This window comes from Alistipes putredinis DSM 17216 (assembly GCF_000154465.1).
Lineage (GTDB): Bacteria > Bacteroidota > Bacteroidia > Bacteroidales > Rikenellaceae > Alistipes > Alistipes putredinis.
This window is the reverse complement of sequence record NZ_DS499579.1, coordinates 601,812-626,692: the sequence shown is the minus strand read 5'-3', so window position 1 is coordinate 626,692 and position 24,881 is coordinate 601,812. Positions and strand designations below refer to the sequence as shown.

Here is a 24,881-nt window from a genome sequence, read left to right as displayed (position 1 = left end):
CTCTCGCACTGTGGTGGATTCTTCCGTTACATCGACCTGCGATGTAACACTGTAATAAGGATTGGCGAAATCCCGGAAAAAAAGATAGTTCTCCCGACGATTCCAATTATCAATATCTACCGGATGTTTCATAGTCGCACATAATTATCCCCAAACTTACAAAACATACGGAATTATCCGCGAGTTTTTCGGCGAATAATATGGATCATACATTCAAACCGGCCCGTGGCAGCGAGCGGCATCTTTACCGATCGTCCTCGGTCCCGATTCCATATCGACATATACTCGTCCTTTCCACAATTTTTTTGGAAACAGCAAACTCCGGACTATATGGGATATAGTTGGGTCAGATAATCTGTTTACCAATAAACAAAGTATAGGAAACGATTTGACCGTCGGGTTTTTGAACGGTATATGTAGTTTCTCCCTGAAGTTCCAAACCTTTTCGTTGCTCTTCCCAGGTTATTTCTTTGACAGGACGATTATTTATGGCTACAATTATATCACCGATTTCGATACCGGCTTGCTCCGCGACTCCTCCTTTATATAGGCCATTGACAATCCAGCCACCGCAAATATCCGTACGGTCAACAGTAGCCATATGCGTCACCGACGATTGGGCGTAGGTACCCTGATTCTCATTGCGTTTAACCCATACAGAAGAACTTACCGGATCCAAAACAATGTCGTAGAGCGACCAGATTTCATTACCTATTATACCTATATAGGGTCTGTCCGACGATAATGCCCCCTTTTCATTGAGCGAGTAATCTATCACGAGATTTTCGAGCGTATCGGCCATAAAGAATTTTGCAGCCCTTATCGTAACCTCCTCAGAACCGCCGCCGATACCTCCGGCCTGTGTGCAAAAATATGCCTTCGGCACATCCATAAAATTAAATGCAGACGCCGTTTCATTCGTGAGAATAATCGTGGAGCCGCACCCTAAATCCATTCTAAACCAACCCTCCAGGCTATTTTCATCGTCGATTTGCAGCGTCGCCTTTACATCGATACGGTTATCCTCGAATCGAGCGTCGAGTTTTACATAATTATCGAGCTGTTCAGCTAACAACGGTCCTTTTAACTGGCGCAAATAGCTCTCGCTGAAATTGATTTCCAGAGGATTCATCAATAGATGAGTATTACCTAACAAGCCGTCAGTGTGCCTCCCGAGGAGATCACGCAACTTAATTATAGGTGTAATCTCGTTTTGGTATTCCCTCGCCCCGCAATGGACTGTAATCGGATCGATGAATATGTCTATGCGTTCAGGCTCGCCATTCCCCGCACCTCCCATTGTTGCCTTACCTTTTCGTCCGAAAGCGTTTTGCAGATGATTGAGTTTCAAATAATCTTCGTCGAGATAGAGAAAGTCAGCTCCGGTATCGTAAATAAGGGTAACGGGAATAGTATCATTCAAGGTCGATTGCAGATACAGATGTCCGTCGAAAACAAACGGAATAGCTCCCTCAGGAACGTCAGCAATGCTTTTCAACGAAAATAAAGCCAAGAAAAAACAAACTAAACAAAATATTTTCTTCATAACCGAATCTATTTTTCAGCATCTATCGCTAAATGGCCCCATCTAAGAAACGCTATATTGATTTTATTTCAAGACAATTTAACGAATTCTCTCTATTTTTCAAACGATATTCAGCTCATTAACAGGATTTCGGTTTCGGGCGCCATCATTCCCGGCTTTTGGCTGCGTTTATAAACCGCCCCCCACTACGAATACGTGCTGTAAAGCGTATGCCCACGCCAACCTCCAGGCACAAAATATCAACCTCTAAACCGACATAACCCTCCTTGGCAGGCTCTGCCGCTGAGAGCCAACCGCACGAGGGGAAGGGACACGCAAGCCCGCGAACAAAAAGAAAGCCGGACCCTTGTTCAGGATCCGGCTTGAAGAGGCGGCTACCTACTCTCCCACGCGCGTAGCGCAGTACCATCGGCGTTAGTGAGCTTAACTTCTCTGTTCGGAATGGGAAGAGGTGGAACCTCACTGCTATAACCACCTAAAAGAACTTTTGCTCCAATATATCGGAACTATGCGAATATATCTTTTCGATATATAATCCGTCGCATCCGGTAAATTTGACACGTACAGGAGATGAGATAAAGATTCGAAAAAGAAAGCCTATCGGGTAATTAGTACTGCTCGGCTTTGACATTGCTGTCTTTACACCTGCAGCCTATCAACGTAGTAGTCTCCTACGCCCCTCAAGGGAAGACTTATCTTGGGGATGGCTTCGCGCTTAGATGCTTTCAGCGCTTATCCAGACCGAACGCGGCTACTCGGCAGTACACTTGGCAGCATAACCGATACACCGGAGGTTCGTCCAACTCGGTCCTCTCGTACTAAAGTCAGGACCCCTCAATCTTCCTACGCCCGCAACAGATAGAGACCGAACTGTCTCACGACGTTCTGAACCCAGCTCGCGTGCCACTTTAATCGGCGAACAGCCGAACCCTTGGGACCTTCTCCAGCCCCAGGATGTGACGAGCCGACATCGAGGTGCCAAACCGCCGCGTCGATATGAGCTCTTGGCGGCGATCAGCCTGTTATCCCCGGAGTACCTTTTATCCTTTGAGCGATGGCCAGTCCACGCAGAACCACCGGATCACTATACCCTACTTTCGTACCTGGTCGACTTGTATGTCTCACAGTCAAGCACCCTTATGCTATTGCACTCCGCGCACGGTTACCATTCGTGCTGAGGGTACCTTGGGAAGCCTCCGTTACGCTTTTGGAGGCGACCACCCCAGTCAAACTACCCACCAAACGGTGTCCCCTTCGCAGGGTTAGAACTCAAATACACAAAGGGCCGTATTTCAACGTCGGCTCCACGAACACTGGCGTGCCCGCTTCAAAGCCTCCGGCCTATCCTACACATTGTGTACCCAAATTCAGCGTTAAGCTATAGTAAAGGTTCACGGGGTCTTTTCGTCCCGTTGCGGGTACCCGGCATCATCACCGGGACTACAATTTCACCGAGCTCACGGTTGAGACAGTGTCCAGATCGTTACACCATTCGTGCAGGTCGGAACTTACCCGACAAGGAATTTCGCTACCTTAGGACCGTTATAGTTACGGCCGCCGTTTACTGGGGCTTCGATTCAATGCTTCTCTTGCGATGACATCCCCTCTTAACCTTCCAGCACCGGGCAGGTGTCAGGCCCTATACGTCTTCTTTCGAATTTGCAGAGCCCTGTGTTTTTGATAAACAGTCGCCTGGACCTCTTCGCTGCGCCCTACTTTCATAGGGACCCCTTTTCCCGAAGTTACGGGGTTAATTTGCCTAGTTCCTTAACCGTGATTCACTCGAGCACCTTAGGATACTCTCCTCGACCACCTGTGTCGGTTTACGGTACGGGTAACATATACTATAACTTAGAAGATTTTCTCGGAAGTCGACTTGGGTGCTCTATCAAATTGCCCGTAGGCTCTCTGTACTGTCAGGTTTCAGCAAGGACTAACTCTTAATCTGCCCCTATACCTACGCCCTTTAACCACCTATTCCGTCAGGTGGCGGCACTTACGTTCCTTCGTCTCTCCATCGAGGTATATGTTAGTATCGGAATATTAACCGATTATCCATCGAGATCGCCGTTCGGCTTACCCTTAGGACCCGACTAACCCTGATCCGATTAGCGTTGATCAGGAAACCTTGGTCTTGCGGTGTGCGGGTTACTCTCCCGCATTATCGTTACTCATGCCTACATTTGCTTTTCCATACGCTCCACAATTCCTCACGAAACTGCTTCGACGCTGAATGGAATGCTCCCCTACCGCGCTCTCGCGCCCAGAACTTCGGTGATATGCTTGATGCCCGTTTATTATCCACGCTCTGTCGCTCGACTAGTGAGCTGTTACGCACTCTTTGAATGAATAGCTGCTTCCAAGCTAACATCCTAGCTGTCTCTGCAACAAAACATCGTTAGATCAACTTAGCATATTCTTCGGGACCTTAGTTGCTGGTCTGAGTTGTTCCTCTTTTGCGACTGGACATTAGCACCCAGTCACTCACTGCTGTAAATCATACTACTGGCATTCGGAGTTTGTCAGGATTTGGTAGGCGGTGAAGCCCCCGCATCCAATCAGTAGCTCTACCTCCAGTAGACTCTTTATTACAACGCTGCCCCAAAAGGCATTTCGGGGAGTACGAGCTATTTCCCAGCTTGATTAGCCTTTCACCCCTACCCTCAAGTCATCGAGAAGCTTTTCAACGCTTATTCGTTCGGTCCTCCAGTTGGTTTTACCCAACCTTCAACCTGCTCAAGGGTAGATCGCAAGGTTTCGCGTCTACAACCACTAACTAAACGCCCTGTTCAGACTCGCTTTCGCTTCGGCTCCGTGCATCCTTGCACTTAACCTCGCTAGTGATTAGTAACTCGTAGGCTCATTATTCAATAGGCACGCCGTCACAGCACGAAGCTGCTCCGACCGGTTGTAAGCGTATGGTTTCAGGTTCTATTTCACTCCCCTGTTCGGGGTTCTTTTCACCTTTCCTTCACAGTACTGGTCCACTATCGGTCTCTTGGGAGTATTTAGCCTTACCGGGTGGTCCCGGCTGATTCTGACAGGATTCCTCGTGTCCCGCCATACTCAGGATACTGCTTTCGCATAACAAACTTACCTGTACGAGCCTTTCACTCTCTATGGATGGACTTTCCAGACCATTCCAGTTCATTGTTAATTGAATATTGCAGTCCTACAACCCCGATATTGCCGTAACAATATCGGTTTGGGCTTCTTCCATTTCGCTCGCCGCTACTTTGGAAATCGATGTTTCTTTCTTTTCCTCCTCCTACTTAGATGTTTCAGTTCAGAGGGTTAGCTCACCTCGCGGTGTGACAGGTCTTCTACCTGCCGGGTTGTCCCATTCGGATATCTGCGGATCGAGTCTCGTTTGCAAATCCCCGCAGCTTTTCGCAGCTTACCACGTCCTTCTTAGCCTCCAAGAGCCTAGGCATCCCCCATACGCCCTTACTTACTTTCTTTTTCCGCTATGCATACCCTATTGTATACGCATAGCCTATATCTCATCTCCTTAATCGTGTCAATGAACGATGATTGAATCGCTTCAATCCGAGTGGAGGATAAGGGAGTCGAACCCTTGACCCCCTGCTTGCAAAGCAGGTGCTCTAGCCAACTGAGCTAATCCCCCAAGCTTTTGTGTAGTCCCGTGCGGACTTGAACCGCAGACCCCTACATTATCAGTGTAGTGCTCTAACCAACTGAGCTACGGGACTATATCGCGGGAAACTCCACTCTATAAAAAAATCACCGGTATTCGAGAGAAAAGAACGCAGATCAATCTGTCGTTAAGTAATCATACTCTCCAGAAAGGAGGTGTTCCAGCCGCACCTTCCGGTACGGCTACCTTGTTACGACTTAGCCCCAGTCACCAGTTTTGCCCTAGGTCGCTCCTTGCGGTCACGAACTTCAGGCACCCCCGGCTCCCATGGCTTGACGGGCGGTGTGTACAAGGCCCGGGAACGTATTCACCGCGCCATGGCTGATGCGCGATTACTAGCGAATCCAACTTCATGGAGGCGGGTTTCAGCCTCCAATCCGAACTGAGATAGGCTTTCGAGATTCGCATCCCATCGCTGGGTAGCTGCCCTCTGTACCTACCATTGTAACACGTGTGTAGCCCCGGACGTAAGGGCCGTGCTGATTTGACGTCATCCCCACCTTCCTCTCGGCTTACACCGGCAGTCCCGCCAGAGTGCCCAGCTTCACCTGATGGCAACTAACGGTAGGGGTTGCGCTCGTTATGGGACTTAACCCGACACCTCACGGCACGAGCTGACGACAACCATGCAGCACCTAGTTTCGCGCCCCGAAGGGAAATCCTCTTTCAAGAATCGTCGCTAACTTTCAAGCCCGGGTAAGGTTCCTCGCGTATCATCGAATTAAACCACATGTTCCTCCGCTTGTGCGGGCCCCCGTCAATTCCTTTGAGTTTCATTCTTGCGAACGTACTCCCCAGGTGGATAACTTATCGCTTTCGCTTAGTCACCGACTGTGTATCGCCGACAACGAGTTATCATCGTTTACTGCGTGGACTACCAGGGTATCTAATCCTGTTTGCTCCCCACGCTTTCGTGCCTCAACGTCAGATATAGTTTGGTAAGCTGCCTTCGCAATCGGTGTTCTGTATGATCTCTAAGCATTTCACCGCTACACCATACATTCCGCCTACCGCAACTACTCTCTAGCTCAACAGTATTAGAGGCACGTTCAGGGTTGAGCCCCGAAATTTCACCTCTAACTTATCAAACCGCCTACGCACCCTTTAAACCCAATAAATCCGGATAACGCTTGAATCCTCCGTATTACCGCGGCTGCTGGCACGGAGTTAGCCGATCCTTATTCGTACGATACTTTCAGACAGATACACGTATCTGCGTTTACCCTCGTACAAAAGCAGTTTACAACTCATAGAGCCGTCATCCTGCACGCGGCATGGCTGGTTCAGACTTGCGTCCATTGACCAATATTCCTCACTGCTGCCTCCCGTAGGAGTCTGGTCCGTGTCTCAGTACCAGTGTGGGGGGTTAACCTCTCAGTCCCCCTATGTATCGTCGCCTTGGTGAGCCGTTACCCCACCAACTAGCTAATACAACGCATGCCCATCTCTAACCATCGGAATTTTCAACCATAAAAGATGCCTTCTATGATATTATGGGGTATTAGTACCAATTTCTCAGTGTTATCCCCCTGTTAAAGGTAGGTTGCATACGCGTTACGCACCCGTGCGCCGGTCGCCACCATAGATATTGCTATCCATTATGCTGCCCCTCGACTTGCATGTGTTAAGCCTGCCGCTAGCGTTCATCCTGAGCCAGGATCAAACTCTCCATTGTATAAAGAATAATGTTTTGTTAGAGTCCTGACTACTTAATTTCCTTAAAGGAATTTGACAGATAAATACTACATTTCTTTTTCTCTCAATATTACCAGTAATTCAAAGAACCAATCTCAAAAAGAGCCGTGATTTTCCATCACGTTTCGGACTGCAAAGATATGTAATCTTTTTCAATCCACCAAATCTTTTTTCAAGAACTTTTGCATTTTCCTTTTTTGCTCCGTCATCCGAAAACCGGATTAAACTTCTATTCGAGCAACTGTTTTTCTCAAATGCGGATGCAAAGGTAGGGATTATTTTGGAATCTGCAAATGTTTTAATGATTTTTATATCGAAAAATGTAATTTTTCTCCATTTACATCCAGATACCTATTTATAATAGATATAATTATATCCGCTTGTGTCCCTCATTGAAAGTATAACGGACAAATTCCCTCCGAAGAAAAATTTAGGGAGAGTCGAATTACACACATAGCCGCATGCGGCGAATAAGCAACCGTCGGATACCGATACATTGAAATATTTTCGATTTCAACGATAACCCACAACCCACAGGCCGTTATTCGGTTCTACCTCAATCTTCAAGAAGGGAGCATCGAGGAAAGGTCGAAGCATACATCGCAGTCGGCCCAGCACAGAGCCGGTTGCATTTTGAATATATAATCAAAAAAAACGGAGCGACCATACAGTCGCTCCGCCATTTTTCAATCAACGAGAGGCTTACAGCCAACCGCCGTTCGAAGCCGCCTTCGCACGGCAAATGATCGCAACCTCGCGGCTCATCGACGTTCCACCGACAGAGCTCTTAACCGTCACAAGACCGGCGCTCTGCTTTGAGCAAGTAATCGTAGCATTGTTACCCTCGACAGTGAACGTAAGCCCCAACTTATCTTTCACCGCATCGCTCACCTCCAGCATACAAGAAAGTGCAGTAACATCCCCGTAATATTTCGACAGCGAAATCGTCGTCGGCTTGTCCTGCTCGACCGTGATCGCCGGAGTACCCCGTACAGCCATCAGCATCTTGTAGGCGTCGATCATACCCGAACCCATTTTCCCCTTATACTCGACTAGGTTCATCGTACCGTTGTTATGTTTCTTGACACCGGTCAGATACGGATCCAAATCGTTCACCGAAGCCAGTACCATATCACGGAACTCATCCGGTTCGAACGTCTTACCCAACTGTTTGGCATACGAAAGACCCAAGGCCGCGACACCGGAAACATGCGGGCAGGACATCGACGTGCCGGACATGTAGGCATACATACCATCCAATTTCAGAACCGTCGAAAGAACCTGACCGGCATCACTGAGATTTTTGTGATAATACAGATCACCGCCCGGCGCAGCAATATCTGCCGGCATCCCGTAATTCGTAAAGACCGAAGGCGTAAAATCCGTACTGAGCGAAGTCACACAAACCACCGAAGGATATGCCGCAGGATAACCACAGGCTCCTGCTTCATTACCAGCCGCAAAAATGATAATACCGCCGTTGAGCGGACTACCCGGACGTTTCGTATTAATAAAATGGGCGAACGCATTGGCTTCAATACTTCTTTCGTCCAAATACTGTTCATCCGAATTGATCGCACCACTCATCAACCCCCAACTGCACTGCAGGATAGAAGCCCCCATACTGGTTGCATAATAGATCGCATCAACATTCCGGCTTATCGTACTCTGATACCGTCCGGCAAAAATTTGAATAGACATAATCTTCACCCCGTCGTTGTTTCCGCTGCCGCCCGCGATACCGCAGACGCCGATACCATTGTTGTTCACGGCAGAGATCGTCCCCGCCACATGCGTTCCATGACCGCTATCCTCGGGATCCGTCCACGTTATATCCCCTTGGTCTTTGGCAAAATTATAGCCATAGACGTCATCGACATATCCGTTACCGTCGTCATCCACTCCCTTCTGACCGTTCAATTCCGCCTGATTGACCCACATATTGGCTGCAAGGTCCTCATGCTTATACATTACCCCCTCATCCATGACGGCGACGATGATCGAAGGATCGCCCGTACAAAATTCCCATGCGGGTTCGACATTGATATCGCATCCCTCCTTAATAGGACTCACCAGCGTTTCATCTCCCGTATTCTTATAATGCCACTGCTTATTCAACATCGGATCGTTGAATTTGGGAGTTTCTCCGCTACGCGTATTAATTTGGTCCCGATCCGAACTCCATACATTATTATAAGGTACAGCCGACATTTCCGTAAAATTCCGGGCAACATATCCGTCATATTGAACAACCTCTACATCTTCGACAGCGGCCAATTTGCGAGCTGCTTCGTCCAGCGACACCTGATCGTTGAACCTCACCCGATACCAACGGTGCAACCCCGAAGCCCGAGCGTCGGCCTCATGTTGCTCAACCACAGGGATTACCCGCTCAACGGATACGGCACTAATTTCTTTCAGAGCCGCATCAAAAGGTTGAATACCCGTACGCGTAGATTCGGAACGCGTCACTCCCGCCTCGACAGCAGCGATCGACTCCTTCGAAAATTTCACAAGTAACTCACCCGCCTCCGCTTCCGCCGAGGTAAGAATTTTACGACTTCCGGCGCTCATGTCCGGCGCATTCTCCATTTCGGTCGGATCATTTACACATCCACCTAAAGCGGCCGCAACGAAAATTGCGACAAGAGTCCAATAAACTTTTTTCATAACCATTAAATTAATACATTCAACAATCCTGCTCTCAGAACCCGCCATCCATTTTCCACTTCATTTCGAATAGGATTTCAAAAATATCCCGAATGGATTTTCACACGGCAGATACTATAAGATGGCAAATTCAGCCATTAAAGGTAAGTATTTTTTTAGGAAATACGAATAATCGAAACCCGCAAACTATCTTTTTTGTCAAGAACCGATTTTTTTAAGTAAATTTGCCCCTATCCAAAACAAGCGTCATGAACGGAAAAAAACTCACACTCCTTGTCATTCTGCTGCTGATCCTCGATCAGGCCCTCAAGATATGGGTGAAAACCCACATGACTCTGGGAGAGGCCATCATACTCATCCCGGACTGGTTTCAGCTCTACTTCATCGAAAACAAAGGTGCGGCCTTCGGCATGCACATCGCCACGCCGGGAACGATGGACTGGGGCAAGCTGCTTTTAGGTCTTTTCCGGATCGGCATGGTCGTCGCACTGATCTGGCTGATTCGCCATTTCATGCGCAAAAAAGCGCCCAAAGGAGTGTTGATCGGATTCGGGCTGATTCTGGCCGGAGCGATCGGCAACATCATCGACAGCGCCTTTTACGGGCTGATCTTCTCGGCCTCCACACCCGACACGGTCGCCCATTTCGGAGGCCACTACGCAGGATTCATGATGGGCAAAGTCGTGGATATGTTCTACTTTCCGCTCTTTCAGTGGAACAGCGTTCCCGGATTCCTCGATTTCCTGGTCGATAGCCGCAACTACTTCTTCGGTGCAGTTTTCAACCTGGCCGATGCTTATATCTCGGTAGCCGTGGTTTATCTGCTGATTTTTCACTATAAATACTTCAACAAGTAGTTTTTTTCGAAAAAATCGCCCCAAAATATTTGCATTTAAGAAAAAAGTATTACTTTTGCACACCGTAATTCCATGATGCCCAGGTGGCGGAATTGGTAGACGCGCACGTTTCAGGTGCGTGTGTCGAGAGGCGTGCAGGTTCGACTCCTGTCCTGGGCACCAGAACCCCGTCAGAGTTTCCTCTGACGGGGTTTTGCTTTTTCCATACAAGGCGTCATCCCTGACGAACGCAATACTCCGACACACCCCTTCGCACTGTCCGACGACGCTCCTCTTTTCCGGATGACAAAATTTTCCCATTGGGTCCGTACGCATTTCTTCTCCGATCGCGTTCTATAAATGCGACAGAAAAACAGTATCTTTGTTTCATGCTCCAAGAATTTCTGCAATACTTAGCGACGGTCCGCCGCTTTTCCCCATTGACGGTGCAGAATTACCGCCGTGACGTGACAAACTTCCTTGAGTGGCTCGATGTTCCGGAAGCGGATTTCGATCCCCGGCGAATCACCGTGGAAGACGTCCGCGAATGGATCGTGCACCGTACGGAAACAAAACATCTGGGAGCCGCCTCGATGAACCGGGAGCTCTCCTCCCTGCGGAGTTTCTTCCGTTACCTCCACCGTACGGGGCGAATCGACAAAGAGGTCATGTACCGCATCCACGCACTGAAAACCTCCCGGCGAATCCCGGCATTCGTTCCCTCGACACGCATGGAGGGGATTCTCGACGAACTGGACCGGGAGAGCGAAAGTCCGGAATTCAAATTTGTCCGAAATTCGCTCATCGTTCTCCTGTTTTACAGTTGCGGACTGCGGCTTGCGGAACTCGTAGGTATCGACCGCGACGATTTCTCGGGCGACTATACCGCACTCAAAGTCCGTGGCAAGGGCGATAAAGAGCGTATCGTCCCGATCCTGCCGCCCGTCCGGGAAAAAATTTTGCACTATTTGGACGAAATTGACCGGCAGGGAATTTGCATTTCTAAAGAAAAAGCACTATTTTTAAATCAGCAAGGAAAACGAATCTCCCGCAGCACCGTCTATCGGACCGTACAGAGCCAATTGCGACAGGGCGGCGTTCAGGGCAAAAAGAGTCCGCACGTACTCCGGCACACCTTCGCCACCGAATTGCTCAACAACGGCGCCGACATGAGGGCGATACAAGAATTGCTCGGACATGCGTCCCTGCAGGCGACGCAGGTCTATACGCACAACAGCATCGCCAAGTTGCAGAAGATCTATTCCAAAGCTCACCCGCGCGAGAAAAACGGAGCGGAGCAAACAAAACAACAGAATTGATCGGCCGGAGCACAGTTCCGCAGATAACGAACCTTATAAAACATAGTATTATGAACGTACAAATTCAATCCGTAAAATTCGACGCCGACAGGAAGTTGGTCGAATTCGTAGAGCACAAAATGGACAAACTCGACCGTTTTGTCGAACGGGCTATCGGAGCCGACGTCATATTGAAACTGGATAAAGACCACGAACTCGGAAATAAAGTCGCCACGATCAACCTCCATATTCCGGGAGACGACCTGGTGGCCGAGAGCCGGGGCAAAAGTTTCGAGGAGGCGGTCGATCTCTCGATCGAAGCGCTCAAACGCCAGATCGACAAGTACAAGGGCCGGCTCGAAAAATAGAATAATGTTATGGTAATGCATAGCGGCGACCTTAAAAGGTCGCCGCTATGCATTTATTCACCTCATTTTATCCGTAAAATTCCATCGTATTATATCAATCGAGAAAATTCAGCAATGCAAATGACGCGACAAGCGGCCAAAACAGAAAAGCCAACACAATTCCAACGAGCAATAAAAACACCGCTTCTCCGAAACTAAATACCCCACAAAGGGTTAAAATAACGAGAACGATAAAATAACCGATAAAATTAAACAAAACGGCTCCTACTACCAAAGAAACATAACCGAAAAAAGAAGAGAGACATCCAGTGGTTTCCCGGGTCGATTCGGGTTTCCTCTGATCCGTCGGAATAACCTTTATCACCGTTTCCTGTTGGAGAGGCCTTATCAAGTAAATCGAATGTCCGCATCGGGGACATGTCGGAGCATAACGCGACACCTCCAATCCGCAAGCAGGACAATGGATCAACAACGACTCTTCGGAATTATCTTTTACCTCCGGAAATAAAGTCAAATCAACCGCCGACGCACATTCATCGTTTGACAAGGATTCCTTTCGCATATTATCCTTTTTCTTCTTCAAGTGCCTCCGCCATACAAGTAACACAACTATTCCCGCAAGTGTTAACCCAAGTAAAATTTCCACAAAAGCATCCATCGTATTAAACACTTTTAGCAATTTAATTAGAAGCCTGCTTCAAGCCTAAAACACCCACTATTTCACTAAAATCACTCCTTCTTCCGCCACTCCTGCACTTCATTCTCCCGTCCGAACGGATTACGAGTCATCAACCGTCGTGTCTTCTTTATGTCGAGTTTCTCCTGATTCTCGGACAAATACGCTCCGATTTGGGAATGAACCCGATGAAATACACGCGACCGATCGTTTTTATAGGCCGCAAATAATAACTCGACATAGATAATTTCATGTTTATCGACAAATGCCTCGATAAAATTGCGGGTCGTAAAAATTTCACCCGCCATCTCCGCAATCACCTCTCCGGCATACTTGGTCATTACTTCATAAACCGATTGTTCGTTTTTCTGTTCCATAGTTTTTTCTTATTTCAGGGTTAAAAATTATAGTCGTAAAGCAGCTCGAAATCATCCAGGCAAAGGATTCTGGAGCCTGCATCACAGGCAATTATCAAATGAGTCGGTTTCCGGTCTGTTCGTAAATACTCCAGAGGAATCGTAAATTGCTGCCAATCGACATCCTCAGCCACTTGCAATTCACCGTAAGCAATCAAATCGGAACAGGATGGATCCAAGGCCTCTTCAAGATACTGATCAACAACAGGATGCTCCGGGATTTTAACGTCATGATCTGGTGCCGGAGACCATGTTCCCAATGCGATCCTAATTGTCGCCTCCTGCTCCTTCGTATCTGTACTCATCACGTTCCTGCATTGCAACCACCCCCGCAAAGCAGTCGGTGTCGCTTCGAAAAGCTGTCCGTAAATATTCCAAAGCATTGAAAGCACCCCAATAACACCACTACCAGCAGCAGGATCTACATTTATCCCAGTAAAAATATGCCCTCCATATAAATCTTTTACTATACTACCCCACTCTTCTTTCTGGAGTTTCACGGCATATTTCCCAGAACTCCCGGGGCGAATCGTCGGTTGGGGCAATCCCATCTCTGGGTAACCCCTCACGATTGAAGTTGCCCAAAACGCCCCCTCCTCCGAGAAATTCCACTCTTCAAAGTCGCCGTTCGGGAGTTTCAATGCGGGCAGCGTAGTCACGATATGAATCCGACTCTCCTCATCTCGCCAGCAGGCCATTATCTCGTAGGTCGTCTCTGGTTCGGCTTCTACGTGTGCAGAAAAACCGTTGCTCGAACCCGCTCCGGCAACTTCCACCCACTCTTTATCACCTTGTTTCCGATAACGGAAGCCCGCCTGCGCAACATCGGATGCACACGAGCCGGACAACCAAATCACCTGGGTCCAGACATCGGCACGTTCGAGTCTGACGTTGACAGAGCCCGAAGTAGCCTGTGTAAAACAGATACTGTCCAGTAAATTCCCCTCGGAATCCACCAGTCTAACCGTAGCCTGGCGGCTTTTCACATCGGAATTGGGGCGGAAAGAGAATACGAGCGACTCTTCTCGCTGATCGGTACGGGAGGTCTCCACACTGATCCACGTCCGATCTTTCTCAGCAATCTCAACCGTGTAATCGATGTTCGTAATAAGCATTACTCGCAAAGAGGTGCCTTCAGCCTCGATAAGGTAGGAGTTGGCGGAAAGATCAAAAACAACATCCGATTTCGCCTTGACCTCTAAATCGATATAACGGCTTACTGTCTCGTTCCCTTCATCGGAGAGGATCACGACAATCCGCTCGTCCGTCGCAGCATCGGGCAGATAGATAACGATTTTCCCCGACCAGTAATTCGTTTCGATGACCTGAACCCGATAGCCGTCCGGAGCGACAACCCTCACTCGTGCATTTTCACTCGCCCCTTCCAACGTATATCCAACCTCACAGGTTTCACCGGCAACAACCTGCAGCGGCATTGAACAGTCGAATACAATATTCAAATTCCCCGACCCTCCATCCGGTCCATCACCACTACACCCCGCCAACCATAGACAGGCGGCCAATAAAGCAAGCATTTTTTTCATAATTATAAAAGTCTGTTGCCACCCGGCTCCGACATGGCGGGTTATAATTAGGGGATAAAAAAGAAAGTGTGGAGCCGTTCGTTTATCTGATAAGAGGTTCTGACAAAACCCAAGACGAATAAACCAACACAATACCCCACACCTGTTCAGTATGGAGCGATTGGAATAATATACACATACCGAAACAGATGATGAGTGTTGTCGTTATCCTCGTCTTGCTTGAAACTGTCAGATTTCTTATCAAGGATAAAAGCGAAACACTTTCATCAAAATATGTCTGTCGGACGAAACCGACACCACAAAACTATAAAATATTTTGTTCCGGACAACACTCGAGGGGGTATTGTCCTGCAAATTTCCAAAAACAGCCCGTTATAAATACGATTGCGGAAAAAAGAGTATTTTTGTGCACTGAAACCGACGTTTCCAATGCGCTATACGAACAAGAAAATCCTGAAAATCACCTTCCCGGTGCTGGTCTGCCTGCTGATGGAGCAGTTGATCGGACTGACAGATACGGCCTATCTGGGACGCGTCGGAGAGGCGGAATTGGGGGCTTCGGCCCTGGCGGGTATCTTCTACCTGATGATCTTCATGCTGGGATTCGGGTTCAGCATCGGCGCCCAGATTCTCATCGCCCGCCGCAACGGAGCCAAGGAGTATTCGCAGATCGGCCCTCTGTTCATGCAAAGTACGGCGTTCCTGCTGTTGATGGCCCTCGTGCTGTTCATCCTCTCGAAAGTCTTCGCAGCCCGCATCATGGGAGCCCTGATCGAAGCTCCCGATGTACGGGAAGCCGCCGTCCGGTACCTCGACTACCGGGTTTACGGTTTCTTCTTCGCCTACGTCGGGTCGATGTTCCGGGCATTCTATGTCGGCACGACCCGCACGCGCATCCTGACGATCAACTCGATCGTCATGGTACTCACCAATGTCGTATTGAACTACCTGCTGATCTTCGGAAAATTCGGATTCCCCGAAATGGGCATCGCCGGCGCTGCGATCGCCTCTTCTATTTCGGAAGGCGTATCCGCCCTCTTCTACATACTCTACACCCGCTATCGGACCGACTGGCGCCGCTATAAATTCCGATTCACAGGATTCGACTTTTCCCTGCAGAAACAAATCCTGAGCCTTTCGGTCTGGGTGATGATCCAACAGGGCGTGGCTTTCCTCGCGTGGTTCCTCTTCTTCCTCTGCATCGAACACCTGGGCAAGCGCGACTTGGCCGCCACGAACATCGTGCGGGCCGTATCGTCGCTGATCTTCATGTTCATCAACGCCTTCGCCTCGACAGCCAGCTCCCTGGTAAGCAACCTGCTCGGCGCAGGCTATGCCGAACAGATCATGCCCCTCTGCCGGAAGATGATCCGCCTCTGTTTCTGCTTCGTCCTCCCGCTTTGCATCCTGGCAGCCGCGATTCCTTACTGGACGCTCCGCATCTATACGGACGACGTATCTCTGATCGAATACGCCATCCCTTCGCTCTGGGTAATGCTGACTACCAACATTCCCTGCACGGCCGCCTTCATCTATCAATTCAGCGTATCGGGTACGGGCAACACCCGCACGGCCCTCACGATCGTCGCCTGCACCAGCATCGTCTATGTCGCTTATACGGCGCTGCTGGTTTACGGACTGCATGCCGATGTCGCACTTTGCTGGACCGCCGACCATGTCTATTACGGCTGCACCCTCACGGCTTCCTATCTTTATATGCGTTACGGCAACTGGCGTGCCCGCAAGATCTGACATCGGACAACACCGCTTCATAAAAAATACCTCTCCCGCCGGGGAAGAGGCATAAAAAAAGAGTATCCTTTGGGGATACTCCCGTAAGTTCCGAAAAGGGAAATTACTTGGCAGCTTCAGCAGGAGCCGGAGTCTCTGCCGGAGTCTCGCAGGCCGTTGCGCAGCTATCGGCTTTCTCGCAAGCGGCAGGCTCCTCGCAGCAAGCAGGAGTCTCTACGACCTCGGTAGCCTCAACTTCAACGGTTTCAGCCTGTTTTGCCTGTTTGCCGGCGCAGCTTACCATGGCAGCGGCAGCAACGACAATCATCAGAGATAAAACTTTCTTCATAGTTTTAATTATTAAAGGTTTTTAACGCGGCAAATATATAGATTCGGGTAGAATCTATCAAATTTTTTTCGTTATTTTTAATCTTTTGGAAAATTAACGAATCAGGTCGGCCACCGTAAGATCTTCACGCATCAGATAAGCCTCCGGAAACTGGCTGCGAATCTTGCCCAGCAACACGATCGCCTCCTCGGAAGTGACGCAATTTCCGGCAGAAACCTTGAAATAGGGATTTTCATAAACCAGATAGACCGGAATATCCGGGAATGCGGTTTCGAACGTCTGCTTGGCGGCAAGCGCATTGGCCCGGGCCTCCGCTCCGTTATCGAAGAAAATACCGATTCGGTACCCTTTGAACCGGATGCGGTCGTTGCTCTGGCTCTCCCGGCTCACGACGCCCGCAGCATCCCCATGCTCCACTACGGTAACGGCTGCCGAACCCGCAGGCTGCGACAGACGCTCCTTGAAAGAGGCGAGCGACTGGGCCGAAACGCCACCATACAATCCGAAAACAAACAGCAATGAAACGATTATCCTATACATAGTCACTATTTTCTTAAACCAGTCGGAACTTCCCGGATACACTATTCGAACGGAAACTCCTCCCGGACAAAGATAGTGAAAGGTGAGAGCAATCGTGCGGGCTTGCACGCAAAGATTGCTGAACCGAATCCTATCTTCTGCAAAGATAGTGAAAGCCGAGAAGAAAACGGCAGGAACCTGCTCCCAGTTTCCCGAAGCGTATCTCCTATCTTCGGTAAAAATAAGGAAAGGCACACGGCAAGCCGAACCTAACGTTCTGTTTTCCTCCTCCTTGCATGGCAGAGTTTGCAAGTGTTCTTGACGCATGCTTCGAGCGTCGGTCGCTTGAGCTTATCCGAGGCGCATCCTATCTTCTGCAAAGATATTCAAAAATTCGGAAAAAGGCATCCTTTCGAAAGAAACACGGCGCCGCACGGCCCCCGCCCGCAGCGTCATCCGCACTTCGACCTCCAGCCGGGCGTAATCCCCCTCCTCCAATCGCTTCCGAAGGACCATTCCGGCGGCGGCATCGGGAAAATCGAATTTCCAGCGACTGCACACCGGGCCGCAACTCCGTCCGGGAATTTCGACAGAACCCCTCAACACGGCACGTCCCAGCGAACCCGCTCCGGTGAAAAATTCCAATTCGGCCTCCTCGAGCCGCAACGTGCGGCGGGACGCATTTTCCACTTCGAACGTCAAATCCAGACCCACCGTACCGTACTGACGCACCGCCACCTCTTCTCCGATCCGGACCTTTCGGACCAGGGACGCGCCGCATCCGCTCAAGAGAGCGGCGAACAACACCGGCAATACGTATTTCAACAAGGTTCTCACGCGAAGGTCCTATTTTTCTCCCGTATATATCTGCGCGATTCCCAAACTCTGGGAACGGGCCCTGCAATCCTTGAATCCCGCCTCGCGCATCATCGCCATAAAACATTCCGGAGCCGGAAATTCATCCACCGAAGCAGGCAGGTACTCGTATGCCTTGCGGTCTTTGGAGATCATCCCGCCGATAGCGGGCAACAGGCGATGGCTGTAAAGACCGTACACCCTTCGGAACAACGGATTGCGAGGGGTCGAAAACTCCAGGATAACGACCTTCCCGCCGGGCTTCAGCACCCGGACGATCTCCCGGAGTCCCGCTCCGAGATCCCCGAAATTACGCACTCCGAAAGCCACCGTCACCACGTCCACCGACGCATCCGCCACCTCCAGGCGCTCCGCATCCCCGAGCGAAAGCACCACCCGTTCGTCCAGTCCGCAGGCCGTCGCCTTCCGGCGGGCCTCCGCAAGCATATTTTCCGAAAGATCGACGCCCAATACCTGCACGCCCCGCATGCGGCGGGCCATCGCCAATGCCAGGTCGCCCGTACCGGTCGCTACGTCGAGAATCCGCCGGGGCTGCATCCGCCGCACGATCCGCACCACATGCCGACGCCACAATTTATCGATCTGAAACGAAAGCGTGTGGTTCAACCGGTCGTACGCCGGAGCGATGCGGTCGAACATCTCGCGCACCTGTTCTTTCTTGTCCTGCTCTGTATCGTATGGTTTCATCTTTTATGTACTCTATTTATGAATCGTAACGGATCGCCTCCACCGGTTTGACCTGTGAAATGATCGAAGCCGGAAGCATCAGCAACGTTAAAATCACGGCCACGACTCCCGCATTGAGCGCCAACCACCACCCCACGCCGAACGCGACGGGCACCTCCGACAGCATATAACCCTCGGGATCGAGCGGGATCAGGTGGAAATAATATTGCAACAGACAGATTCCCAAACCGATCGCATTGCCCCACACGACCCCTCGCAAGATGAGCATCAAGGCCCGGTAGAGAAAAATCCGGCGCAGCGACGCACTGTTCATTCCCATCGTCTTCAACAGACCGATCATACGTGTACGCTCCAGCACGAGCGTCAGCAACGCGGTCGCCATGTTGAACACGGCCACGACGACCATGATGACCAGGATCACCGCAGCATTGACATCGTGCGTCTTGAGCCAGTCGAACACGGTCGGGAACCGCTCCTGCGCACTGCGGGCCGTCAGGTCCCAAAAAGCCTCCCGATCCGAATCCAGCAACATATCGTTCAGCCGGCGGGAGAAATCTTCCGCCTGCGAGAAATCCGCGAGCGTCACTTCGTAGCCCGACACCTCGTCGGACGACCAGTCGGCCAACCGCTGCACGTTTCTCAAATCGGTCATCGCCACGCTCCGGTCGAATTCGTCCATCCCGGTCGCATAGATACCCGACACCTTGAACCGATCGCGGCGCGGACTCTTCTCCGACTCGACGAAAAGCATCTCGACCTTATCGCCGGGCACAAGCCCCATCTCCCGGGCAACGCTCCGGGAGATCAAAATCTCCTTGGTGCGAATCGAATCCCCGACACGGGGCAACTCGCCCTCGAGCAGATGGTCCCGAAAAAACGACCAATCGTAACCGCCGTCCACCCCCTTGAGCATCACGCCGAGAATCGCATCGGGCGTCTTCACCACGCCCCCCTTCACGGCATAGGGAGCGAGCCGTACGACCTCGCCTGCCGAGCGGATCGCCCTCTCGAGCTGTTCGCTGCGGGGTACCGGCACCGACTCGATCGACCCGGCGCTTCGCAGATCAGCGACCTCGACCTGGGCCGAGAAGCCGGTGACACGATCCGTGATTTCCCGCTTGAAACCCATGATAACGGCCAAAGCCAGAATCATCACCGTCACGCTCAACGCTACCGCGACCACGGCGATACGAACCATCACACCCGGACGGTTGCCGGGTCCGTTACGCGCGATTCTGCGCGCTATGAACAGTTCGAGATTCACCCTCTTCCGATTTTGCACGTATTTTTCATGCAAAGTAACATAAATTTTTCTTACTTTTGTTCGATAAACCGACCATTATGAAAAAACAAGCTTTAATTACAGGGGCCACTTCGGGCATCGGACACGCTACGGCGCTACGGCTCGCAGCCCTCGGATACGACATCATCGCCACAGGGCGCCGCGCCGAACGGCTGGCAGCGCTCAAATCTGCCATCGAAGCGCAGGGCGGCAGTTGCCGCACGCTCTGTTTCGACGTACGCAGCGAAGCCGAATGCAGAAAACACCTCGAACCGCTCGATCGGGTCGATCTGCTGCTCAACAACGCCGGGCTGGCCGCCGGACTCGAACACATCGACCAGGGCTCCACGGCCGACTGGGACGCCATGATCGACACGAACGTCAAGGGACTGCTCTACGTCACCCGCATCATCACACCCAAAATGATCGCCGCAGGCGGGGGACACGTAATCAACATCGGATCGATCGCCGGAACCGAGCCTTACGAAAACGGCGCCGTATATTGCGCGTCGAAACACGCCGTACACGCCATTTCGCAAGCCATGCGTGCCGACCTGCTGAGCCACCGCATCAAGGTCACGGAGATCCGTCCGGGCATGGTCGAAACCGAATTTTCGCTGGTGCGTTTCCACGGCGATCAAGAGCGAGCCGACAAGACCTATACCGGCGTCGAACCTTTGACCGGCGCGGATATTGCGGAAACGATCGCCTGGATCGTACAATTACCGGCCCACATGAACGTTAATGATATAGTACTGATGCCGGCTCAACAGGCCGGTGCATACTACACCTGCCGGAATACGAAATAACAACCCTGTCCGTCTTCGAAATCCGGGGCCGAATATGTCCGGGAAAAATCGAAGCGCAGACACTGAAATTGAAAAATTATGCTGCTGATTTTCAACCTGCTCCAAAGCGGTTATTACACCACGGAGCCCGTAGCGTCGCGGTACGACGCCGCCACGATGGGCATGTTCGTGCTGATTATCGTGATCGGCGTAATCGGCTACATCGTGCAGGCCCGCCTGCAACACGTCTTCAAAAAATACTCCGAAGTGCCTTTCCCCGGCGGACTCACCGGTGCGGAAGTCGCCGAAAAGATGTTGCGCGACAACAAGATCCACAATGTGAAGATCACCCACGTCAGCGGACAACTGACCGACCACTTCAATCCGCAGACGATGACCGTCAATTTGAGCGACGCGGTCTATTCGAGCCGCAGCGTCGCGGCGGCAGCCGTCGCCTGCCACGAATGCGGGCACGCCATCCAGCATGCACAGGGCTACGCTCCGCTGGCGTTGCGTTCGCAGCTGGTACCCATCGTGCAGTTCTCCTCGCGTATGGCAATGTTCGTCATCATCATCGGCCTGGTGATCCTGGCCTCCACGCAGAATGAACTGCTCTGCTGGATCGGCGTGGGCATGATCGGCGTATCGGCTCTCTTCTCGATCATCACCCTGCCGGTGGAATACAACGCTTCGCAGCGGGCCCTCGCCTGGCTCCAGAGCAGCCACACGCTCGAAGGCGCACAGCTCGGACAAGCCAAGGAAGCCCTCTCGTGGGCTGCCCGCACCTACCTGGTAGCGGCCTTGAGTGCCGTAGCGTCGCTGCTCTATTACGTTTTGATGATTTTAGGACGCCGTGATTGATGGCCCCGGAAAAGGACTACACACACCGGAGCTGGATCGCCGTCACCCTGCTCATCGCCGTTCTCATCGGATTGAGCCTGATACCGCCGCAAACGCTCGGCGGGGTCAGTCTGCGCAGGGCTAACATCCTGTCCGACCTCATCTCTTTCGAAGAAGACCTCGAAAAAGCCGAAAAAGCGATCGATCTGGACGATGCGGATTTCCACATCGACCTGACGCAGGTCGCCCGCCAGATCGCCGACACGGTGCCTCAACACGCCCCGACCACCTACGAATGGAACCTCCGGGAAGAGGCGGACGATACGACTGCCCAACCCCGGCTTCCGGATTCGGTCCGGCTGTCGCCGACGCTGATCCCGATCGAAGATTTCGACACGACGGGACACAGCCGCCTCACGGCCTTCTATGAAAAACTGCAGAAAGGCGACGCTCCTGTCCGTATCGCGGTCATGGGCGACTCGTTCGTCGAAGGCGACATCCTCTCCTCGGACCTGCGTGAAAAGCTGCAGCTCCGGTTCGGCGGTTCCGGGGCCGGTTTCGCTCCGATGGCTTCGCCGCTGACCGGCTTCCGGCGCACGATCAAAACCCAGTCCAAAGGTTGGGACTCCTACAACATCATGCAACGGCGAAACACCCCCGCCGCTATCAGCGACTATTATTACATCTCGGGCTGGCTCTGCCAACCTTCGGACGGAGCCTCCGTTCGCTGGGAAGGTTCATCGGACCGGGCTTGCCTGGACAGTTGCCGCACGGCCCGGATCCTGTTCGTCAGCCGTGACGACAGCCGTATCGAGGTGACCGTCAATGATCGGGACAACCGTACGTTCGACATCGAAGGTTCGCCCGCCGTGCGACAGATCGTCGTCCATGACGACATCCGTTCGTTGAGTTTCAAGGTACTGTCGGGTGCCGCAGGAGCGATCGGCTACGGTGCGATCTTCGAATCGGCGCCCGGCGTGGTGGTGGACAACTATTCGATCCGCAGCAACAACGGACAGGCGATGTTCTGGACCTCGCCCACGGTCAATGCCCAGATCAATGAAATGCTCGGCTACGACCTGGTGATCCTGCAATACGGCCTCAACATCCTGGAACCGGGCATCCGCTCCTTCGCCAAATACGGCGAACAGATCGAGAAGATGATCGCCTACATCCGGCAGTGCTTCCCTACGGCCGCCGTATTAGTGATGAGCGTCAGCGACCGCAGCGTGAAGTCGGACTCGGGATTCGTCCCAATGGATTCGGCACCCTACATGGCTGCGGCCCAACGACAGGCCGCGCAAAACAGCGGGGCAGCCTTCTGGAGCGCCTACGACGCCATGCAATCGCTCGGCGGCATGGCGCAATTCGTGGCCAACGGCTGGGCCGGAAAGGACTACACCCACATCAATTTCGCGGGCGGTCGTCGCGTAGCCTGGGCTCTGTACGACGCCATCAACCGAGGTGCCGAACAACATCCTCCCTTCACGCCCGTTGCGCATGACAACGTCATCGACACCCGGAAAATCTCGCACCTGGAAATGATGCTGCGCCAGGCAGCCAGGCCCCGTATGCAAAAACCCTAACGCCCGGACATGATCCAGACGGTGGAAAATATCGGGGAAAAGCTGGTTTCGATGCTCACGTACGACGCATCGCAGCCGTTGATCTTCAGCAGCGGGCTGTTCCTTTTCCTCTTCGCCGGATTCCTCTTCTTCTACGGATTCACCCGCCGGGCTCCGATGGCCCGCATCGTCTATGTCATCCTCTTTTCGCTCTACTTCTATTACAAGTCGAGCGGCATCTACTTCCTGCTGCTCGTCTTCGCTTCGGTGAGCGACTACTGGATCGCCCATGCCATCTACAAAGTACGGACGCAACGGGCGAAATACTGGCTCGTGGGATTGAGCGTGTTGGTCAATCTGGGCATGTTGGGCTATTTCAAGTACACGAATTTCCTGATCGAAATCGCCAACAACCTCTTCGGACAAGGGTTCCTCAACTTCCAGAACATCTTCCTGCCGGTCGGTATTTCGTTCTTCGTATTCCAGTCGATGAGCTATACGATCGACATCTGCCGGGGACAACTCAAACCCCTAAACAACTGGGCCGATTACCTGTTCTATCTCTCGTTCTTCCCACAACTGGTAGCCGGCCCGATCGTCCGGGCCAAAGACTTCATTCCCCAGATCCGACAAAATCCGCTGCGGGTCACGCGCGAAATGTTCGGCATGGGCGTATTCCTGATCCTCATCGGCTTATTCAAAAAAGCCGTCATTTCGGACTATATCTCACTCAACTTCGTCGATCGTATCTTCGACGAGCCGCTGCTCTACTCCGGGTTCGAATGCCTGATGGGAATTTACGGCTACGCCCTGCAAATCTATTGCGACTTCTCGGGTTACTCGGATATGGCCATCGGCATCGCCCTGCTGCTGGGCTTCCGCTTTCCGAAGAACTTCGACGCCCCCTACAAATCGGCCACGATCACCGAATTCTGGCGCCGGTGGCACATCTCGCTCTCCACGTGGCTGCGCGATTATCTCTATATCTCGCTGGGCGGCAACCGCAAGGGGCGTATCCGCACCTATTTCAACCTGCTCGTCACCATGCTGCTCGGCGGTCTGTGGCACGGGGCGGCCGTGCGCTTCATCCTTTGGGGAGCGCTGCACGGCATAGCGCTGGCCCTGCACAAGCTCTGGCTGAGCGTCGTTCCCGGCTCCAAAGCCACAGGAGCCGAAATGCGGTGGTTCTGGCGTATTCCGGGCATTTTCTTCACCTTCAATCTGGTCTGCTTCGGATGGCTGATGTTCCGTGCCGAATCGATGAAAACCGTGCAGCTGATGCTCCACCAAATTTTCACGAACTTCAATCCTTCGGTCATCCCCCAGGTGCTCGAAGGTTATGCCGGCATCTTCCTGCTCGTCGGCATCGGCTACCTGCTGCACATGCTTCCCGACCGCTGCGACCGCTGGGCGCAACGATTCGTCACCTCCCTGCCGACGGTCGTACAGGTTCTCCTGGCCGCGTGCGTCATCTGGCTGGTGATGCAGGTCAAGTCGAGCGATATCCAGCCTTTCATCTACTTCCAATTCTAAACGA

At 51.8% G+C, this 24,881-nt stretch carries 19 protein-coding genes, 3 tRNA genes and 3 rRNA genes; 9 read left to right on the top strand and 16 right to left on the bottom strand.

Translation table 11 applies throughout. The features are described from left to right. The 8 genes from ALIPUT_RS12805 to ALIPUT_RS08715 all read right to left on the bottom strand — a co-directional run. The coding region (locus ALIPUT_RS12805) for a CatA-like O-acetyltransferase (RefSeq protein WP_004329525.1) at nt 1-132 on the bottom strand (132 nt) is incomplete at its 3' end. Nucleotides 133-346: 214 nt separating this feature from the next. Beyond that, nucleotides 347-1,546, bottom strand: coding sequence for a PDZ domain-containing protein (locus ALIPUT_RS08745; protein ID WP_004328857.1), 1,200 nt, complete (start codon nt 1,544-1,546; stop codon nt 347-349). Between the two features lie 365 nt (nt 1,547-1,911). Further along, a 5S ribosomal RNA gene (gene rrf, locus ALIPUT_RS08740) occupies nt 1,912-2,025 on the bottom strand. A gap of 108 nt (nt 2,026-2,133) precedes the next feature. After that, nucleotides 2,134-5,007 (bottom strand): 23S ribosomal RNA (locus tag ALIPUT_RS08735). Between the two features lie 93 nt (nt 5,008-5,100). After that, nucleotides 5,101-5,174 (bottom strand) — tRNA-Ala (locus ALIPUT_RS08730). 11 nt (nt 5,175-5,185) lie between these two features. After that, nucleotides 5,186-5,259, bottom strand: a tRNA-Ile gene (locus ALIPUT_RS08725). A 93-nt stretch (nt 5,260-5,352) separates the two neighbouring features. Then, a 16S ribosomal RNA gene (locus ALIPUT_RS08720) occupies nt 5,353-6,879 on the bottom strand. Together the 16S, 23S and 5S rRNA genes with 2 tRNA genes alongside form the textbook arrangement of a ribosomal RNA operon. A 722-nt stretch (nt 6,880-7,601) precedes the next feature. Continuing rightward, the gene (locus ALIPUT_RS08715) at nt 7,602-9,569 is read right to left on the bottom strand and encodes a S8 family serine peptidase (RefSeq protein WP_040293732.1); all 1,968 of its coding nucleotides are present in this window, start codon (nt 9,567-9,569) and stop codon (nt 7,602-7,604) included. A 248-nt stretch (nt 9,570-9,817) separates the two neighbouring features. Between ALIPUT_RS08715 and ALIPUT_RS08710 the strand changes: the two genes are divergently transcribed. From ALIPUT_RS08710 to hpf, 4 genes are all read left to right on the top strand, one after another. Further along, on the top strand, nt 9,818-10,426 hold the full coding sequence (locus ALIPUT_RS08710; protein ID WP_004329521.1) for a signal peptidase II: 609 nt from the start codon (nt 9,818-9,820) through the stop codon (nt 10,424-10,426). Between the two features lie 77 nt (nt 10,427-10,503). Then, nucleotides 10,504-10,588: transfer RNA gene (locus ALIPUT_RS08705), tRNA-Leu, on the top strand. Between the two features lie 206 nt (nt 10,589-10,794). Next, a complete protein-coding gene (locus ALIPUT_RS08700; RefSeq protein ID WP_004329517.1) occupies nt 10,795-11,724 on the top strand; it encodes a tyrosine-type recombinase/integrase in 930 nt (309 codons plus the stop codon). Nucleotides 11,725-11,774: 50 nt separating this feature from the next. Next, on the top strand, nt 11,775-12,071 hold the full coding sequence (gene hpf / locus ALIPUT_RS08695; RefSeq protein ID WP_004329516.1) for a ribosome hibernation-promoting factor, HPF/YfiA family: 297 nt from the start codon (nt 11,775-11,777) through the stop codon (nt 12,069-12,071). 94 nt (nt 12,072-12,165) lie between these two features. Here the strand turns inward: hpf and ALIPUT_RS08690 are convergent, their stop codons facing one another. From ALIPUT_RS08690 to ALIPUT_RS08680, 3 genes are all read right to left on the bottom strand, one after another. Beyond that, entirely contained in the window at nt 12,166-12,729 is a 564-nt protein-coding gene (locus tag ALIPUT_RS08690; RefSeq protein ID WP_004329515.1) for a hypothetical protein, read from the bottom strand. 71 nt (nt 12,730-12,800) lie between these two features. Continuing rightward, on the bottom strand, nt 12,801-13,124 hold the full coding sequence (locus ALIPUT_RS08685; protein ID WP_004329514.1) for a hypothetical protein: 324 nt from the start codon (nt 13,122-13,124) through the stop codon (nt 12,801-12,803). Between the two features lie 20 nt (nt 13,125-13,144). Next, nucleotides 13,145-14,707 (bottom strand): BACON domain-containing protein, encoded by a 1,563-nt coding sequence (locus ALIPUT_RS08680; RefSeq protein ID WP_004329513.1) that lies wholly within the window; start codon nt 14,705-14,707, stop codon nt 13,145-13,147. Nucleotides 14,708-15,136: 429 nt separating this feature from the next. On the opposite strand from ALIPUT_RS08680, the gene ALIPUT_RS08675 reads away from it, so the two are divergent. Continuing rightward, the gene (locus ALIPUT_RS08675; protein ID WP_004329512.1) at nt 15,137-16,459 is read left to right on the top strand and encodes an MATE family efflux transporter; all 1,323 of its coding nucleotides are present in this window, start codon (nt 15,137-15,139) and stop codon (nt 16,457-16,459) included. A gap of 103 nt (nt 16,460-16,562) precedes the next feature. On the opposite strand, the gene ALIPUT_RS08670 is transcribed toward ALIPUT_RS08675, so the two are convergent. From ALIPUT_RS08670 to ALIPUT_RS08650, 5 genes are all read right to left on the bottom strand, one after another. Then, nucleotides 16,563-16,787, bottom strand: a complete 225-nt coding sequence (locus ALIPUT_RS08670; RefSeq protein WP_004329511.1) for a hypothetical protein — start codon at nt 16,785-16,787, stop codon at nt 16,563-16,565. A 93-nt stretch (nt 16,788-16,880) separates the two neighbouring features. Further along, the gene (locus ALIPUT_RS08665) at nt 16,881-17,327 is read right to left on the bottom strand and encodes a hypothetical protein (protein WP_022459894.1); all 447 of its coding nucleotides are present in this window, start codon (nt 17,325-17,327) and stop codon (nt 16,881-16,883) included. Nucleotides 17,328-17,657: 330 nt separating this feature from the next. Further along, a complete protein-coding gene (locus tag ALIPUT_RS08660; RefSeq protein WP_004329509.1) occupies nt 17,658-18,143 on the bottom strand; it encodes a hypothetical protein in 486 nt (161 codons plus the stop codon). A 9-nt stretch (nt 18,144-18,152) separates the two neighbouring features. After that, nucleotides 18,153-18,869 carry a bifunctional demethylmenaquinone methyltransferase/2-methoxy-6-polyprenyl-1,4-benzoquinol methylase UbiE gene (gene ubiE / locus ALIPUT_RS08655; RefSeq protein WP_004329508.1) on the bottom strand — a complete coding sequence of 239 codons (717 nt, stop codon included), beginning with the start codon at nt 18,867-18,869 and terminating at the stop codon, nt 18,153-18,155. Between the two features lie 16 nt (nt 18,870-18,885). After that, nucleotides 18,886-20,133, bottom strand: a complete 1,248-nt coding sequence (locus ALIPUT_RS08650; protein ID WP_040293630.1) for an ABC transporter permease — start codon at nt 20,131-20,133, stop codon at nt 18,886-18,888. A 77-nt stretch (nt 20,134-20,210) separates the two neighbouring features. On the opposite strand from ALIPUT_RS08650, the gene ALIPUT_RS08645 reads away from it, so the two are divergent. From ALIPUT_RS08645 to ALIPUT_RS08630, 4 genes are all read left to right on the top strand, one after another. Beyond that, nucleotides 20,211-20,960, top strand: coding sequence for an SDR family NAD(P)-dependent oxidoreductase (locus tag ALIPUT_RS08645; RefSeq protein ID WP_004329506.1), 750 nt, complete (start codon nt 20,211-20,213; stop codon nt 20,958-20,960). Nucleotides 20,961-21,038: 78 nt separating this feature from the next. Further along, nucleotides 21,039-21,800 (top strand): zinc metallopeptidase, encoded by a 762-nt coding sequence (locus ALIPUT_RS08640; RefSeq protein WP_004329505.1) that lies wholly within the window; start codon nt 21,039-21,041, stop codon nt 21,798-21,800. Next, nucleotides 21,800-23,365, top strand: a complete 1,566-nt coding sequence (locus ALIPUT_RS08635) for an SGNH/GDSL hydrolase family protein (protein ID WP_004329504.1) — start codon at nt 21,800-21,802, stop codon at nt 23,363-23,365. The genes ALIPUT_RS08640 and ALIPUT_RS08635 overlap by 1 nt, the downstream gene beginning before the upstream one ends. A gap of 9 nt (nt 23,366-23,374) precedes the next feature. Further along, nucleotides 23,375-24,877, top strand: coding sequence for an MBOAT family O-acyltransferase (locus ALIPUT_RS08630; protein ID WP_004329503.1), 1,503 nt, complete (start codon nt 23,375-23,377; stop codon nt 24,875-24,877). The last annotated feature ends 4 nt before the right edge of the window (nt 24,878-24,881 follow it).

Excerpts from the sequence above, each read along its gene's own strand:
- ALIPUT_RS08745 (WP_004328857.1), bottom strand. The coding sequence starts at position 1,546 with ATGAAGAAAATATTTTGTTTAGTTTGTTTTTTCTTGGCTTTATTTTCG.
- ALIPUT_RS08715 (WP_040293732.1), bottom strand. The coding sequence starts at position 9,569 with ATGAAAAAAGTTTATTGGACTCTTGTCGCAATTTTCGTTGCGGCCGCT.
- ALIPUT_RS08710 (WP_004329521.1), top strand. The coding sequence starts at position 9,818 with ATGAACGGAAAAAAACTCACACTCCTTGTCATTCTGCTGCTGATCCTC.
- ALIPUT_RS08700 (WP_004329517.1), top strand. The coding sequence starts at position 10,795 with ATGCTCCAAGAATTTCTGCAATACTTAGCGACGGTCCGCCGCTTTTCC.
- hpf (WP_004329516.1), top strand. The coding sequence starts at position 11,775 with ATGAACGTACAAATTCAATCCGTAAAATTCGACGCCGACAGGAAGTTG.
- ALIPUT_RS08690 (WP_004329515.1), bottom strand. The coding sequence starts at position 12,729 with ATGGATGCTTTTGTGGAAATTTTACTTGGGTTAACACTTGCGGGAATA.
- ALIPUT_RS08685 (WP_004329514.1), bottom strand. The coding sequence starts at position 13,124 with ATGGAACAGAAAAACGAACAATCGGTTTATGAAGTAATGACCAAGTAT.
- ALIPUT_RS08680 (WP_004329513.1), bottom strand. The coding sequence starts at position 14,707 with ATGAAAAAAATGCTTGCTTTATTGGCCGCCTGTCTATGGTTGGCGGGG.
- ALIPUT_RS08675 (WP_004329512.1), top strand. The coding sequence starts at position 15,137 with ATGCGCTATACGAACAAGAAAATCCTGAAAATCACCTTCCCGGTGCTG.
- ALIPUT_RS08670 (WP_004329511.1), bottom strand. The coding sequence starts at position 16,787 with ATGAAGAAAGTTTTATCTCTGATGATTGTCGTTGCTGCCGCTGCCATG.
- ALIPUT_RS08665 (WP_022459894.1), bottom strand. The coding sequence starts at position 17,327 with ATGTATAGGATAATCGTTTCATTGCTGTTTGTTTTCGGATTGTATGGT.
- ubiE (WP_004329508.1), bottom strand. The coding sequence starts at position 18,869 with ATGAAACCATACGATACAGAGCAGGACAAGAAAGAACAGGTGCGCGAG.
- ALIPUT_RS08645 (WP_004329506.1), top strand. The coding sequence starts at position 20,211 with ATGAAAAAACAAGCTTTAATTACAGGGGCCACTTCGGGCATCGGACAC.
- ALIPUT_RS08640 (WP_004329505.1), top strand. The coding sequence starts at position 21,039 with ATGCTGCTGATTTTCAACCTGCTCCAAAGCGGTTATTACACCACGGAG.
- ALIPUT_RS08635 (WP_004329504.1), top strand. The coding sequence starts at position 21,800 with ATGGCCCCGGAAAAGGACTACACACACCGGAGCTGGATCGCCGTCACC.
- ALIPUT_RS08630 (WP_004329503.1), top strand. The coding sequence starts at position 23,375 with ATGATCCAGACGGTGGAAAATATCGGGGAAAAGCTGGTTTCGATGCTC.